Source organism: Streptomyces sp. YIM 98790 (genome assembly GCF_011421595.1).
Classification (GTDB): Bacteria; Actinomycetota; Actinomycetes; order Streptomycetales; family Streptomycetaceae; genus Streptomyces.
Map to the genome: position 1 here is coordinate 1 of NZ_WTLH01000052.1, position 14095 is coordinate 14095.

General features: G+C 73.4%; 10 protein-coding genes. 7 read left to right on the top strand and 3 right to left on the bottom strand.

Annotated features, from left to right (window positions below):
• On the bottom strand, nucleotides 1-1366 hold a 1366-nt coding region (locus GQS09_RS11635), incomplete at its 3' end, for an HtaA domain-containing protein (RefSeq protein ID WP_165985954.1).
• Between the two features lie 14 nt (nucleotides 1367-1380).
• On the bottom strand, nucleotides 1381-2958 hold the full coding sequence (locus tag GQS09_RS11640; RefSeq protein ID WP_165985955.1) for an HtaA domain-containing protein: 1578 nt from the start codon (nucleotides 2956-2958) through the stop codon (nucleotides 1381-1383).
• 116 nt (nucleotides 2959-3074) lie between these two features.
• Here GQS09_RS11640 and GQS09_RS11645 point away from each other — a divergent pair, with 116 nt between their 5' ends.
• The 4 genes from GQS09_RS11645 (at nucleotide 3075) to GQS09_RS11660 (ending at nucleotide 7953) form a co-directional block, all read left to right on the top strand.
• A complete protein-coding gene (locus tag GQS09_RS11645; RefSeq protein WP_165985956.1) occupies nucleotides 3075-4139 on the top strand; it encodes an ABC transporter substrate-binding protein in 1065 nt (354 codons plus the stop codon).
• 152 nt (nucleotides 4140-4291) lie between these two features.
• Complete coding sequence (locus GQS09_RS11650; RefSeq protein WP_399552489.1) at nucleotides 4292-5302, top strand: FecCD family ABC transporter permease; 1011 nt, start codon at nucleotides 4292-4294, stop codon at nucleotides 5300-5302.
• 159 nt (nucleotides 5303-5461) lie between these two features.
• Nucleotides 5462-6310: a heme ABC transporter ATP-binding protein gene (locus GQS09_RS11655; protein WP_165985957.1), complete on the top strand. Its 849-nt coding sequence runs from the start codon at nucleotides 5462-5464 to the stop codon at nucleotides 6308-6310.
• Nucleotides 6311-6456: 146 nt separating this feature from the next.
• A complete protein-coding gene (locus tag GQS09_RS11660) occupies nucleotides 6457-7953 on the top strand; it encodes a sugar transferase (RefSeq protein WP_165985958.1) in 1497 nt (498 codons plus the stop codon).
• A gap of 226 nt (nucleotides 7954-8179) precedes the next feature.
• Here the strand turns inward: GQS09_RS11660 and GQS09_RS11665 are convergent, their stop codons facing one another.
• Complete coding sequence (locus GQS09_RS11665) at nucleotides 8180-9187, bottom strand: GDP-L-fucose synthase (RefSeq protein ID WP_165985959.1); 1008 nt, start codon at nucleotides 9185-9187, stop codon at nucleotides 8180-8182.
• A gap of 199 nt (nucleotides 9188-9386) precedes the next feature.
• Between GQS09_RS11665 and gmd the strand changes: the two genes are divergently transcribed.
• From gmd to GQS09_RS11680, 3 genes are all read left to right on the top strand, one after another.
• Nucleotides 9387-10400, top strand: a complete 1014-nt coding sequence (gmd, locus tag GQS09_RS11670) for a GDP-mannose 4,6-dehydratase (protein ID WP_165985960.1) — start codon at nucleotides 9387-9389, stop codon at nucleotides 10398-10400.
• A gap of 302 nt (nucleotides 10401-10702) precedes the next feature.
• Complete coding sequence (locus GQS09_RS11675) at nucleotides 10703-13489, top strand: LamG-like jellyroll fold domain-containing protein (protein WP_165985961.1); 2787 nt, start codon at nucleotides 10703-10705, stop codon at nucleotides 13487-13489.
• Entirely contained in the window at nucleotides 13489-14061 is a 573-nt protein-coding gene (locus tag GQS09_RS11680) for a hypothetical protein (RefSeq protein ID WP_165985962.1), read from the top strand. The genes GQS09_RS11675 and GQS09_RS11680 overlap by 1 nt, the downstream gene beginning before the upstream one ends.
• Nucleotides 14062-14095: the final 34 nt, after the last annotated feature.

Below are 14095 nucleotides of genomic sequence, written 5' to 3' on the forward strand. Positions count from 1 at the left end.
TGTTGCCGCCGGCCGCCCCGCCGTCACCCGCGCCGCCGCCGCTGCCGCCGCTGTCGTCGCCGCCGCTGCTCCTGCCGCCGCTGCCGCCGGCGGAGGCGCCGGGCAGGGGGACGTCCTCGGCCAGCGCCACGGCGACGGTCACCGGGTCGAGCGTGTCGCCGGCCCGGTAGAAGCCGCCGAAGGCCTCCGCGCCCTCCTCGGTGAGCACGGCCGGGACGTCCCGGAGCAGGATCAGCTCGCCGCTGGGCGTCAGAGGGCCGGCGGGCACGCCGAGTTCGGCGACGGGCACGTCCTCGCTGCGCTGCCCTGCGGCGGTGACGTCGGCGAACAGCGTGCCGCCGGTGCCGTTCAGCTCGACCGCCAGCCCGGAGAAGGTCAGGTCGAGTTCGTACTCCCCCTCGGCCTTCTCATGGCCGACGAAGCGGACCGAGCCGGCGAAGGCGGCGGTCAGTGCGTCGTCCTCGGCGTTGAACTCGCCCTGCCCGTCGGGGAAGCGGTAGCCGCCGTCACCGTTCCCGGCGGCACCGCCGGAGAGTTCGACGCCGCCGCCCGCCACCGGGCCGGTGACATAGGTGCGGAAGGATTCCTTGACGCCCCAGTCCAGGGTGCCGTCGACGACGGCTGCGGGGCCGGCCGGCGGCTCCCCGCCGGTGCCGCCGGTGTCCCCGATGTCGCCCGTCCCGCCGTTGTCGCCGCCCGTGTTGCCGCCGGAGCCGTTGCCGCCGGAGGCGACGTGCACGGTCAGGGTGACCGGGTCGAGGTCGGCGCCGGCCTGGTAGAAGCCGCCGAAGACGGCGGCCCCGTCCGCGGTCAGCGTCGCCGGGACATCCGCCATCACCATGGCGCCGCCGGCCCCCCGGCCCGGCGTGACGCCGCTCAGGTCCAGGGTGCCGAACGCGACGTCGTCGTGCAGGGTGCCGCTCTCGGTCACATCCGCGACGATGCGCCCGGTCCGGCCCTCCGTCACCACCCGCAGCTCCGTCATCTCGATGTCCAGGGCACCGTGGTGGGCGGTGAAGCGGACACCGCCCTGGAACGCGGTGTCGACGCCGTGCGTGGCCAGGTCGTAGGTGCCGGTGCCGCCGGAGAAGCGGAAGCCGCCGTCCGCGTTCTGCGTGGCGCCGCCGGAGAATCCGATGGCACCGCTGCCGACCGGACCGGTCACGTACGAGCGGAAGGACTGCTTCACTCCCCAGTCCAGGGTGCTGTTCTCCAGGTCCAGGACGGTGCCCGGGGCACCGCCGGGGCCTCCGGAGGTGTCGGCGAGCGCCGGACCGGCGAACGCGGTCACCGACAGAACGGTGGCGGTGGCGGCGGCCAGCGGCAGGGAGCCGCGCCGGGCGGTGTACCCGGGGATGGCGGTCATGGTCGGTGTTCTCCTCATGATGCGGTGGGTCTGTCGGGATCAGCGGGAACTGCCGGTTCGGCTGGTCCGGCGGGTCCGGGCTTGGCGGTGGCGGACCCGGCCGGAGCCGGCCGGCCGTCACGGGAGCGGCGGCGCACCGCGAGATATCCGGCCGCGGCCAGGGCCGGCACGGCCGCGGCAGCCACCGCCACCGCGAGCACCGCCGTACTGCCGGACGACGACTGCCCGGCGGCGGCCGGCTGTTCCGCTCCGGCATCCCCGCCGTCCCGGCCGTCCCCGGCATCGGGCCCGCCGGCGGCCTCGGCCGTCGCGGCCGGGGCGGGTTCGCTGCCGAGGTCGGGCGGCGGCGGAAGCGCGGCGTCCTCGTCCAGGGCGACGGAGAGCGTCACCGGGTCCATGGCGGTTCCGGCCGGATAGCGGCCGCCGAAGGCCGCGGCGCCCTCCTCGGTGAGCACGGCGGGTGACTCGGCGATGATGAACAGGCCGTCGTCCGGCCCGGCACCGGCGGCGTCGAAGGTGACCAGCGGCAGGCCGTCCAGCCGGGTACCGCCGCCGTCGGTGGTGACATCGGCCAGCAGGGTGCCGGTGCCGTCCTCGATCCGGACTTCGAACGGGCCGAGGGCGAGGTCGAGTTCGTGGCCGGTGAAGTGCACACTGCCGCGGAAGCGGGCCTCCAGGGCGCCGGTGGCGGGGTCGTGGCCGCCGGTGCCGGCGGGGAACCGGAAGACCGCTCCGCCGTCCCGGGCCCCGTCGGTGAGCCGCCATTCGCCCCGGGCGACGTCCCCGGTGACGTATTCGCGGAAGGTGCGGCGCACGCCCCAGTCCACGGCGGCGTCCACGATGGGCCGCGGGCCGTCCGTGTCGCCCGTCGCCGGTTCCTGTCCGGTCTGCCCGCCGGGCCCGGCCCGGCCGGCGCCCGGCTCCGGCTCGGCCTCCGGTTCGGGTTCCCGCTCGGGCTCCGGTTCGGGCCCGGGCTCCGGTTCGGGGGCGAAGGTGTCGGCGGTCAGCGAGACCGGGTCGAGGGCGTCGCCCGCCCGGTAGTACCCGGCGAACGCCTCGGCGCCCTCGGCGGTGAGCGTGGCGGGCACGCCGCTCAGCTCGATCCGGGTGCCGCCACGCATCTCGGCCCCGCCCAGGTCCAGTGCGGCCAGCGGCACCTGGGAGCGCTCGGTGAACCGGCCGGTCTCCCGGTCCCGGCTGCGCATGTCCGCATGGAGGGTGCCGGACGATCCGCTGATCCGGACCGAGGGATTGCTCACCGTCAGGTCGAGTTCGTACGTGCCGTCCTCGGCCCGGTGGCCGGTGAAGCGCACGCCGCCGGAGTAACGGGCGGTGAACTCCCCGGTGCCGGGGTCGTAGTCGCCCTGTGCGGAGTGGAAGCGGAACTGGTTCTGCCCGGCCGTTCCGGCGTTGCCGGTCAGGGTCCAGCCGCCCTGGGCGATGGGGCCGGTGACATAGGTCGGGAAGGACGCCTTGATGCCCCAGTCCAGACGGCCGCCGGAGACCGTGCGCTCCGCCGCGTGCGCGGGAGCGGCCGGCAGCAGCGCCAGGCAGAGCGCCGCGAGGGCGGTGCGGATGAATCCGGGCAGCATGAGGTTCCTCCGGCAACGGGGCAGCAACAGACCGAGAACTAAGGTTAGGCTAACCTAATCTCGACCCGGCCCCGGGGGAACCCCTCTCCCCCGCTGTCCCACGGAAGGCGGACCAGGTGACACACCGGCACCGATCGTCGATCCTGCGAACCCTTCTTGCGCTGCTGGCCGTTGCGCTGGCCGCACCGGCCTGCGCCACCGGCGGCGGCGCCGGTGGCGGTACCGGTGCCGGTACCGGTGGCGACCCGGGCACCGCCGCGGACGGCACGGCCGCGGGCCAGGACCCGGCGGCCGACGTGCTGGAGCCGCTCCCCGGCCCGGCGCCCGAACCGCGGCTCCCGGTCACGGTGACATCGGCCGACGGCCGGGAGGTCACGGTCACCGCCGCGGACCGGATCGTCCCGCTCTCCGGCGGGCTGTCGGAGATCGTCTTCACCCTCGGTCTGGGCGGCGGAGTGGTGGCCCGCGACATCAGCACCACCTTTGCCGAGGCCGGGGAACTGCCCCTGGTGACCCGCGGCCACGACGTCTCCGCCGAGAACGTGCTCGCGCTGCACCCCGATGTGGTGCTGGCGGAGAGCACCACCGGGCCGGCCGAGGCCGTCGAGCAGATCCGGGCGGCCGGGGTGCCGCTCATCGTGTTCGGACCGGCCGGGGAACTCGGCGATGTGGACGGCAGGATCCGGGCGGTGGCGCGTGCCCTGGGCGTGCCGGAGGCCGGTGAGGAGCTTGTGGCCCGCACGGCGGAGCGGATCGAGGCCGCCCGCCGGGGCGTGCCGGAGACCGGCGAGCGCCCCCGGGTGGCGTTCCTCTACCTGCGCGGCTCGGCCTCCGTCTACCTGCTGGGCGGCGCGGAGTCGGGCGCGGTCTCGCTGATCGAGGCGGCGGGCGGGAGGGACGCGGGTGCGGAATCCGGCCTGGAGAAGGACTTCACCCCGCTCACCAGCGAGGCGCTGGCCGCCGCCGCGCCGGACGTGATCCTGGTGATGCGCAAGGGACTTGAGTCGGTGGGCGGAGTGGACGGCCTGCTGGAGATCCCGGGCATCGCCCAGACCCCGGCGGGGACGGACCGCCGGATCGCGGTGGTGGAGGACGGCATGCTGCTCGGCTACGGCCCGCGCACCGACCGGGTACTGGCCCTGCTGGTCGCCCAGATCCACGGCACCGAGGGCGACCGGTGAGCCCGGCCGGGGCCGCGAGACGCTCCCCCGTCGCACCGGGCACCGAGGAGCCGGAGCGGCCGGGCGGACCGGCCGCGGAACCGGCACGGCCGCTCCCGCGGGGACCGGCCGACGCGGCGCTGCGCGGGGGCACCGGCGTCCGGCGCGGGGCGGTGCTGGTGGCGGTGATGGCGGCGGCGCTGGCCGTGCTGACGCTGGTGGCCGCCGGCACCGGGGCCTACCCGATGTCCCCGGCCGACATCCTGGCCTCCGCCGCACACCGGGCCGGGCTGGGCGGGCATGCGCTGGAGCGGGTCCCGGAGAGCGTGCTGTGGGACGTCCGGCTGCCCCGGGTGGTGCTGGCGCTGCTGGTCGGCGCCTCGCTCGGCTGCGCCGGGGCGCTGATGCAGGGCGTGTTCGGCAACCCGCTGGCGGAGCCCGGGGTGATCGGCATCTCCGCGGGGGCGGCGGTCGGGGCGGTGGGCGCCATCGCGCTCGGGCTCACCCTGTTCGGCACCTGGACCGTCACCGTGTGCGCGTTCCTCGCCGGACTGGCCACGGTGGCCGCGGTCTATGTGCTCTCCCGCTCCGGCGGGCGCACCGAGGTGGTGACGCTGATCCTGACCGGGGTGGCCGTCAACGCCTTTGCCGGGGCACTGATCGGCCTGGCCGTCTTCGCCGCCGACAACGCCCGGATCACCGAGATCACCTTCTGGCAGCTGGGGTCGCTGGCCCAGGCCACCTGGCCCAAGGTGCTGGCCGTGCTGCCCTGCGCGGCGGCCGGGCTGCTGGTGGCGCCCTGGTACGCGCGCCGCCTGGACCTGCTGGCTCTGGGCGAACGCCCGGCCCGGCACCTGGGCGTGGACGTGGAGCGGCTGCGCATCACCCTGATCGTGGTGGTGGCGCTGCTGACCGCCGCCGCGGTGGCGGTGGCGGGCATCATCACCTTCGTCGGTCTGCTGGTGCCGCATCTGCTGCGGATGGCGGCCGGCCCCGGCCACCGGTTCCTGGTGCCGGGAAGTGCGCTGGCGGGGGCGCTGGTGCTGCTGGCCGCCGATCTGACGGCGCGCACCGCGGCCGCTCCGGCGGAACTGCCGCTGGGGGTGCTGACCGCGCTGCTCGGCAGCCCGTTCTTCTTCTGGCTGCTGCGCCGCACCCGGCGGCGGCAGGGCGGCTGGGCGTGAGCCGGAGAAGCCGCGCAACGGCGTTGCGCAGTGCCCGAGGAGGCAGTGCCCGAGGAGGCAGTGCCCGAGGAGGCAGTGCCCGGGGAGGCAGTGCCCGAGGAGGCGTGAAGGGAGAAAGTGTNGGGAGGCAGTGCCCGAGGAGGCGTGAAGGGAGAAAGTGTGAAGACGGGAATCCTGCGGGGACGGGCGCGGCGCCGCGGGACGGCCGGGCCCGTCCCCGGGGCGGCACCGGCCGAGGCGCACGGGGTGACGGTACGGCTGGGCGGCCGGACCGTGCTCGACGGTGTGGACCTGTCGGTGCGCCCGGGCGAGCTGCTGGCCCTGGCCGGCCCCAACGGGGCGGGCAAGTCGACCCTGTTGTCGGTGCTGGCCGCGGACATCCGGCCGGACGCCGGCCGGGTGCGGATCGCCGGCCGTCCGGCGGGCGACTGGACGGTCCGGGAGCTCGCCCTGCACCGGGCGGTGCTGCCGCAGACCCCGTTCCTGTCCTTTCCGTTCACGGTCGCCGAGGTGGTGCGCATGGGCCGCGCCCCCTGGGCGGGCACCGCGGCCGAGCGGCGGGACGACGAGGCGGTGGCGGCGGCCATGGCGGCGGCCGAGGTCTCCGGATTCGCCGGCCGGCCGTTCTCCGCGCTCTCCGGCGGTGAGCGGGCCCGGGTCGCGCTCGCCCGGGTTCTTGCCCAGGACACCCGCTTGCTTATGCTGGACGAGCCGACGGCCGCTCTGGACCTGCGCCATCAGGAACTGGTGCTGCGGCTGTGCCGGGAGCGGGCCGCCGCCGGGGACGCGGTGGTGGCCGTGGTGCACGATCTGGGTCTGGCGGCGGCGTACGCGGACCGGGCGGCGGTACTGGCCTGCGGACGGGTGCTGGCCGACGGCCCTCCGGAGGAGGTACTGACCGCCGGGCTGCTGAGCACCGTGTACCGGCATCCGGTGGAGGTTTTCGGCCATCCGGAGACCGGGGCTCCGCTCATACTGCCTGTGCGGCGCCCGCGCCATCGGGTCTGAAAATGCACACAGAATCGGGACACACAAGCAAAGTTTCAACAAACCTCAGACAAACGGCAGTTAGATCCCCTACGCTGCTGCGGTGCTCGCCCCGCCAAGGGGAGAGGCGGACGAGCCACCCTCACCGTCACCTTGTAGGGGGGTTCATGCGGTATCCGGGCATCACCAGCCCTGAAACAGTTCCTCGCCATGCGCCCGTACGCCACCAGGTTCGCACCGCGGACAAGGCCGGCTGGTACCTCACGGTCACGCTGGCGACCGACGCCTGTGGCGTACTGCTTCCGTTCCTGACCGTCTATTCGCTCCACCGCCAGCCGCACACCCTGATCGCCTCACTGGTCGCCACCGCCACCTGGCTGAGCGTCAGAACGGGCCATCTGCGGTACAGCCGGAGAACGCTGGCGGAGTCCCGTGGGCTGCTCGCCTCGCTGCACGACTGGTGCCTGCTGCTCGGGGCACTGGCCGTGCTGCGGGTGCTCACCGGCGAGTCGGCCCCGGTCGTCACCGCACTGTCCGCGCTGGTGCCCGCGCTGTTCATCACCGCGGTCACCGGCGCACTGCTGCACACCCATCTGACCGCCGCCCGGCACCAGGCGCAGGCTGTGCAGCGGGTGCTCATCGTCGGCGAGCCCGGCCTCGCCGACACCGTCGCCGCCCAGCTGGCGGCCCGTACCGACCATCCGTATGTGGTGGTCGGCGCGGTCCCCGTGGGCACGGAGCCGCTGACCGGCGGCGTCCCCGAGGCCGGACGGCTCGCCGCACGGCCGATGTCCTTCCCCGATCCCTCCGGGCTCGGCCCGGCCGGGGACGGCGAGAACGTCCTGTGGGCCGCCCGCCGCACGGAGGCCGATCAGGTCCTGGTCGCCCCCGGCGCGGCCATGACCGGGGACCGGCTGCGCCGGCTGGCCTGGGCGCTGCACGACGCGGGCATGCCGCTGGTGGTCACCACCGGCCTGTCCGAGACCGCGCTGCGCCGGGTACGGGTCTCCAGCGTCGCCGGGCTGGCCCTGCTGCATGTGGCGCCGCCCACGCGCCGCGGGCCGCAGGTGGTGCTGAAGGAGGTCATGGACCGCGCCGGTGCGGCCCTGGGCCTGCTGCTGCTGGCCCCGCTGTTCGCCGTGCTGGCGCTGGCGGTGCGGCTGGACTCCAGGGGTCCGGCCTTCTACCGGCAGACCCGGATCGGTCATCACGGCATGCCCTTCACCATGTGGAAGTTCCGGACCATGGTCCCGGACGCGGACCGGCTGCGCACGCAGCTGGAGCCGGCCAACGAGAGCGGCGGCGGGCCGCTGTTCAAGCTGCGCAGCGATCCCCGCGTCACCCGCGTGGGGCGGCTGCTGCGGCGCAGTTCGCTGGATGAGCTGCCGCAGCTGCTCAATGTCCTGCTGGGGCAGATGTCCCTGGTGGGGCCGCGGCCGGCACTGCCGGAGGAAGTGGCGCGCTACTCGCCCGTGGAGCGCCGCCGGCTCCAGGTCAAGCCCGGTCTGACCGGGCCCTGGCAGGTCGGCGGCCGGTCGGATCTGTCGTGGGACGAGAGCGTCGCGCTCGATGTGTCCTACGCGGACAACTGGTCGGTCACCGAGGATCTGGATGTGCTCTCCCGCACCTTCCGCGCGGTGGTGGAGGCACGCGGAGCGTACTGACACGTCCTGAACGCCGTGGCGCCCGGGGTGCGAGACGGCCGGCGGGGGAACCGTTCATCCCCCGCCGGCCCTCTTCTCCGTCATCCACAGCGGGACGGCCGCGTGTCGCGGCCGCCGTCCCCGGCCCGTCCCCCTGCCGCTCCGTCCCTCTGCCGCTCCGTCGTCCCTCTGCCGTCTGGTCCCCTGTCGTTCCGATGCCTCGCCGGCCCGCCGGGCCGGCGAGCGGCTAGGAGCCCGAGTGCAGCCACCACCGATACGTTTCCCGGATGCCCCTCTCCAGCGGCATCCGGGGCACGAAGCCCAGCTTCTCCAGCCGGGTCACATCCAGCAGCTTCCGCGGCGTGCCGTCCGGCTTCGAGGTGTCCCAGCCGATGCGGCCCCGGTAGCCGACCGCGTCCGCGATCAGCACGGCCAGCTCGGCGATGGAGAGGTCCTGCCCGCAGCCGACGTTGACGGGCACCTCGTCGTCGTAGGAACGCAGCAGCAGCAGGCAGGCGCGGGCCAGGTCGTCGCTGTGCAGGAACTCGCGGCGTGGGGTGCCGCTGCCCCACAGCAGCACCTCCTCCCGGCCGGCCTCCTTGGCCTCGTGGAAGCGGCGGATCAGGGCGGGCAGCACATGGGAGGTCTCGGGGTCGAAGTTGTCGCCGGGGCCGTAGAGGTTGGTCGGCATGGCCGCGATGTAGCGGCGGCCGAACTGCCTCCGGTAGGACTGCACCTGGCAGATGCCGGCGATCTTGGCCAGCGCATAGGGCTCGTTGGTGGGCTCCAGCGGCCCGGTGAGCAGGGCCTCCTCGCGGATCGGCTGCGCCGCGTGCTTGGGGTAGATGCACGAGGAGCCCAGGAAGAGCAGCCGGTCGATGTCCGCGGCGTGCGCCCCGGCGATGACGCTGAGCTGGATGCGGAGGTTGTCCTCCAGAAACGGCACCGGAAAGGTGCTGTTGGCCATGATGCCGCCGACCTTGGCCGCGGCCAGCACCACCGCGTCGGGGCGTTCGGCGCGCAGAAAGCCGGCGGTGCGCCCGGCGTCCCGCAGATCGAGTTCGCCGCGGGTACGGGTGAGGACGTGGTAGCCCTCGGCCGCCAGATGGCGGGCGACGGCCGAGCCGACCAGGCCGCGGTGCCCGGCGACGAACACCCGGGCGGCGGGCGGCAGCAGCTCGCGGGAGGCGGACGGCACCGGGGCCGCGGGCGGGGCTGTGGACGGGGACGGGGACGGGGCAGCATCAGACGTCATGCTGCGGATTGTGCCAGCCGCAGCCGCGGCCCGTGAGAGGTATCTCCCGCTTCCTCCCTTGTTGTTCCGGCCATTCCGGCCGGCATCCGCCCACCTGCCTGCACCACACACTGTATCGACCAATGTGTCACGTTCTTCACTGTTCGTTCCTTCAGTCCGCTTCCGTCTCCATGACGCCGGCCCAGGGAGTGCTGACCCGATGAGCAAGACCGCACTGATCTCCGGAGTGACCGGGCAGGACGGTTCGTATCTCGCCGAACTGCTGCTGGCAAAGGGCTACACGGTGCACGGCCTGCTGCGCCGCTCGTCCTCCTTCAACACCGAGCGCATCGACCACATCTACCAGGAGCCGCAGGAGTTCGGCCGCGCGCTGGAACTTCACCACGCGGACCTCTCCGACGGTGTGGCCCTGGTGAACCTGCTCCGCGACATCAAGCCCGACGAGGTGTACAACCTGGGCGCCCAGTCGCACGTCCGGGTGTCCTTCGACGCCCCGCTGTACACCGGCGACGTGACCGGGCTGGGCGCCCTGCGGCTGCTGGAGGCGGTCCGCGCCAGCGGCATCGAGACCCGGGTCTACCAGGCGTCCTCCTCCGAGATGTTCGGCGCGGCCCCGCCGCCGCAGAACGAGCGGACGCCCTTCCATCCGCGCAGCCCGTACGGCTGTGCCAAGGTCTTCGCCTACTGGACCACCGTCAACTACCGCGAGGCGTACGGACTGCACGCCTCCAATGGCATCCTGTTCAACCACGAGTCGCCCCGCCGCGGGGAGACCTTCGTGACCCGCAAGATCACCCGCGCGGTGGCCCGCATCCACGCCGGTCTCCAGAAGAAGCTCTACCTGGGCAATCTGGACGCGGTGCGGGACTGGGGCTATGCCCCGGAGTACGTGGAGGCGATGTGGCTGATGCTCCAGCAGGATCAGCCGGACGACTATGTGGTCGCCACCGGCGAGTCCGCCACCGTGCGGCAGTTCCTCGAAGCGGCCTTCGCCGCCGCCGGTCTGGAGTGGGCCGACTACGTCCGCTACGACCCCAAGTACGAGCGCCCCAGCGAGGTCGATGCCCTCATCGGGGACGCCGGCAAGGCCCGGGAGAAGCTCGGCTGGCAGCCCGTCACCGGATGGCGGGAGCTGGCCGAGCTCATGGTCCGGGCGGACATCGAGACCCTGGAGGCCGAACTCTCCGGCGCCCGGGTGCGGGTGGACCGCTGATCCCCCGCACCTGACGGAACCGGGCCGGTCCCCGGCGCCGCCCCTCCGGCGCGGGGACCGGCCCGGTCTCTCTCCCGCACCGCCGGGACCACGTGAATCAACAGGAACTTCATCTTCTCCACACGACTTCTTCGACAAGTCGTCGACAGTTTTACCTATTTGCGGGACGCGACGGCCTCCGCGGCTCTAAGGTTCCGCTGACCAGCGCCGCAAGGAAGCGGCGGAACGACTCAGGAACAGCGAGATCACCCATGCGGCCCCGGGCTGTTCCCCGGGGCGTCAACCCTTAGTGGGGGAAGCACATGAGAACGAGCCGCTCGACAGCAGCTCGAAGAAAACTGGGGGCCGCGGCCACCGTCTTCGGGCTTGCCGCAGTCGCCCTGGCGGGCACGGACGGTGTCACCGCACCGCCCGCCGAGGCACTGACTCCGCCGGTCGGGATGACGGCGGACGCACTGCCGACGTGGCAGACCAACGGCATCGTCTGGGCCATGGCCCAGGCGAACGGCGTGGTCTTCGTGGGGGGAACGTTCAGCACCGTCCGGCCGCCGGGCGCGGCGCCGGGCACCCAGGAGACTCCGGTGGACAACTTCGTGGCGCTGGACGCCGCCACGGGCGCGCCCATTTCCGGATGCGACCTGGGCTTCACCCTCAGCGGCGGCGGGGCGACCGTGCGGGCCATGACGGTCTCCCCGGACAAGTCGACGCTGTACGTGGGCGGTTACTTCGGTGCCGTCAACGGCGTCGGCGCGTCCAGCATCGCCGCCTTCGACACGGCGACCTGTGCGCGCAAGTCCTTCCCGGTGGCGGTCAACGCCACCGTGCGCGCGCTGGCCGCCACCGACACCGCCCTGTACATGGGCGGTGACTTCACCTCGGTGGCGGGTCAGACCCGTGAGCGGTTCGCCGCGGTGAACACCTCCGGGACACTGCTGGGCTGGACGGCCGACGCCGACGAGCCCGGCCGCGGCCTGGACGTCACCCCGGACGGCGGGCACGTCGTCCTGGGCGGCGACTTCTTCACGATCAACGGGCAGAACACGCACGCCCTTGCCGTGGTGGACGCCACCACGGGCGCCAATGTCCGCAACTACCCCGACGGGTACTTCCCGACCCGGTCGGTGGTGAAGTCCGTCTACATCGACGAGACGGGCATCTACACCGCCAGCGAGGGAACGGGCGGCGGCGTCTTCGACGGCCGTACCGCACACGACCTGGGCACCTGGGACCAGCGGTGGCGGGACACCTGCCTGGGAGCCACCCAGGACGTGACCGTCTACGAGGGTGTGGTGTACAGCGGTCACCACGCCCACGACTGCTCCAGCATGGGCTACTTCCCGGACGGGCCGCGGTTCCACCTGTTCGGCCAGTCGGTCACCACGGGTGAGCTGCACGGCTGGTACCCCGACACCAATGACGGTCTCGGGGAGCAGATCGGCCCGCGGGTGCTGGAACCGGTCACCGACCACCCCAGCGGCACCGACTACCTGTGGGTGGGCGGCGAGTTCACCTCCGTGAACGGCAGCACCCAGTGGGGCCTGACCCGTTTCGCGGCGGGCGACGCCCAGGACACCGGCGCCCCGGAGCGGCCGGAGGTCCAGGCGACCAGCCTCACCCCCGGTGAGGTCACCGTCAACTGGCGCTCCAGCCTCGACCTGGACGACGACCTGCTGACCTACCGCGTCTACCGGGACGGCACCTCCGGCCCGGTCCACACGGTGCAGGGCTACTCCGTGCCGTGGAAGCGGCCGCAGTTGTCCTTCACCGACACCAGTGTGACGGCGGGCCAGTCCTACACCTACCGGGTGACCGCGACCGACGCGGCGGGCAACGTCAGTGCCCAGTCGCTGCCGGCCACGGTCACGGCCGCCACCAGCGCCGAGCCGTACGCCGACGCCGTACTGGCGGACAACCCGGAGCTGTACTGGCGGTACGACGAGACCCAGGGCTTCTACGCCTCCGACTCCTCGGGGAACAACCACAGCGGCGTGCACCGGGGCAACCCGAGCCGCGGCATCACTCCCCCGGCGGTCGACGGGCCGGGCGCCCGCGGTATCGGCTACACCGGCGGCATCACCACCTACACCTACAGCGACCAGTCCTTCCCGGCCCCGAGCCAGTGGTCCGGCGAGACCTGGTTCAAGACCACGACCACCGAAGGAGGCAAGCTCTTCGGCTTCGGCCGCGAGATCTGGCGCACCAGCCGGAGCTACGACAAGCACCTCTACATGCGCAACGACGGCCGGCTGACGGCCGGCGTGTACGCCGGCGGCACCCGCACCATCACCAGCCCGGCCGCCTACAACGACGGCCAGTGGCACCACGTGGTGGTCACCCAGGGCGGCTCCGGCCAGGGCCTGCGCATGTACGTGGACGGCACCCTCGTCGCGTCCAACAGCCTGTACACCAGCAACCAGAACTTCCTGGGCTACTGGCGCACCGGCGCGGACAACCTCAGCAACTGGCCCACCCGGCCGTCCTCGGACGGCTTCCAGGGCCAGATGGACGAGACCGCCATCTACCACCACACCCTGTCCGCGGCGCGCGTCGCCGCGCACTACGCCGCGGCCAGTGCCCCCGCGGACACGGTGACCGAGGTGCGGCCCACCGCCGACACGTACGTCAACGAGGGCGCGCCGAGCAGCAACTACGGGTCCAGCACCTCGCTGGCCTCGCGCGGCAGCCTGGCGTACCAGTCCTACCTGCAGTTCGACCTGCCCGAGGCCCCGGCCGGGACGGTGCTGAAGGCCGCCGCGCTGCGGATCCGCACCAACACCCAGTCCTACGCCGGCTCCGCCGACGACCACATGGTGGTGCCGATCACCGGGGCCTGGACCGAGGGCGGGACCACCTACAGCACCCGGCCCACGCTGGACACCGGGACGGTCCTGGGCACCCTCACGGGTGCCACCTCCCCGGACACCGTCTACTCCGCCTCGCTCGACGCGTCGGGGCTCTCCGGCTCCCTCGGGGGCACGGTGGACCTGGCGGTGATCAGCGAGGGCACGGACAACGTGTGGTTCTGGTCCTCGGAGGTCTCCAGCGAGGCCAGCCGTCCCACGCTGCTCCTCACCTTCGGAGCGCCCTGATGCGCCTGCGGCGCGGACGGGCACGTCTCGTCCCGCTGTCGCTGCTGCTGACCGCCGTCCTGGCGGCGGGATGCAGCAGCGGCGGCGGTGACGACGGCAAGGACGGCAACGCCGGCGGCGGAAGCGGGTCTTCCGCCGCCGGCGGCGACGCCACGGAGGAACCGGCCGGGGAGGACGACGCCGGGGAAGGCGCGGCCGGGGACGCCGGGGCCGGGGACGCCGGGAGCTCCGGGGACTCCTCCTCGGGCTCCTCGGGCTCCTCGGGGTCCGGCGGCACGTCCACGGGCGGCGCCGAGGAGGAGTCCACGGACGACTCCAGCGGCGGCACCGGGAAGCCGGACCACTCGGCGGAGGAGGAGAAGTACCTGGAGGAGAAGGTGCCGGAAGGCGCCGATCCCGAGGCCATCCTCCAGCTCGGCCAGGAGTCCTGCGACAAGATCGGCTACCTCGCCCGGCACGACCGGGCCGGTGCCGTGGACGCCATCCGCGACGGCGAGATCGCCAACGCGGAGGACGCGGTCGAGCACCTGTGTCCCGAGTACCAGGATCTCGTCGACGAGGCCGCCGCGTAACCTCCGCACCACGGATACCCGCACCACACACCCG

What these genes read in the sequence shown, in the direction of transcription:
- GQS09_RS11665 (WP_165985959.1), bottom strand. Translation starts at nt 9,187, where the DNA reads ATGACGTCTGATGCTGCCCCGTCCCCGTCCCCGTCCACAGCCCCGCCC.
- GQS09_RS11680 (WP_165985962.1), top strand. Translation starts at nt 13,489, where the DNA reads ATGCGCCTGCGGCGCGGACGGGCACGTCTCGTCCCGCTGTCGCTGCTG.
- GQS09_RS11675 (WP_165985961.1), top strand. Translation starts at nt 10,703, where the DNA reads ATGAGAACGAGCCGCTCGACAGCAGCTCGAAGAAAACTGGGGGCCGCG.
- gmd (WP_165985960.1), top strand. Translation starts at nt 9,387, where the DNA reads ATGAGCAAGACCGCACTGATCTCCGGAGTGACCGGGCAGGACGGTTCG.
- GQS09_RS11640 (WP_165985955.1), bottom strand. Translation starts at nt 2,958, where the DNA reads ATGCTGCCCGGATTCATCCGCACCGCCCTCGCGGCGCTCTGCCTGGCG.
- GQS09_RS11660 (WP_165985958.1), top strand. Translation starts at nt 6,457, where the DNA reads ATGCGGTATCCGGGCATCACCAGCCCTGAAACAGTTCCTCGCCATGCG.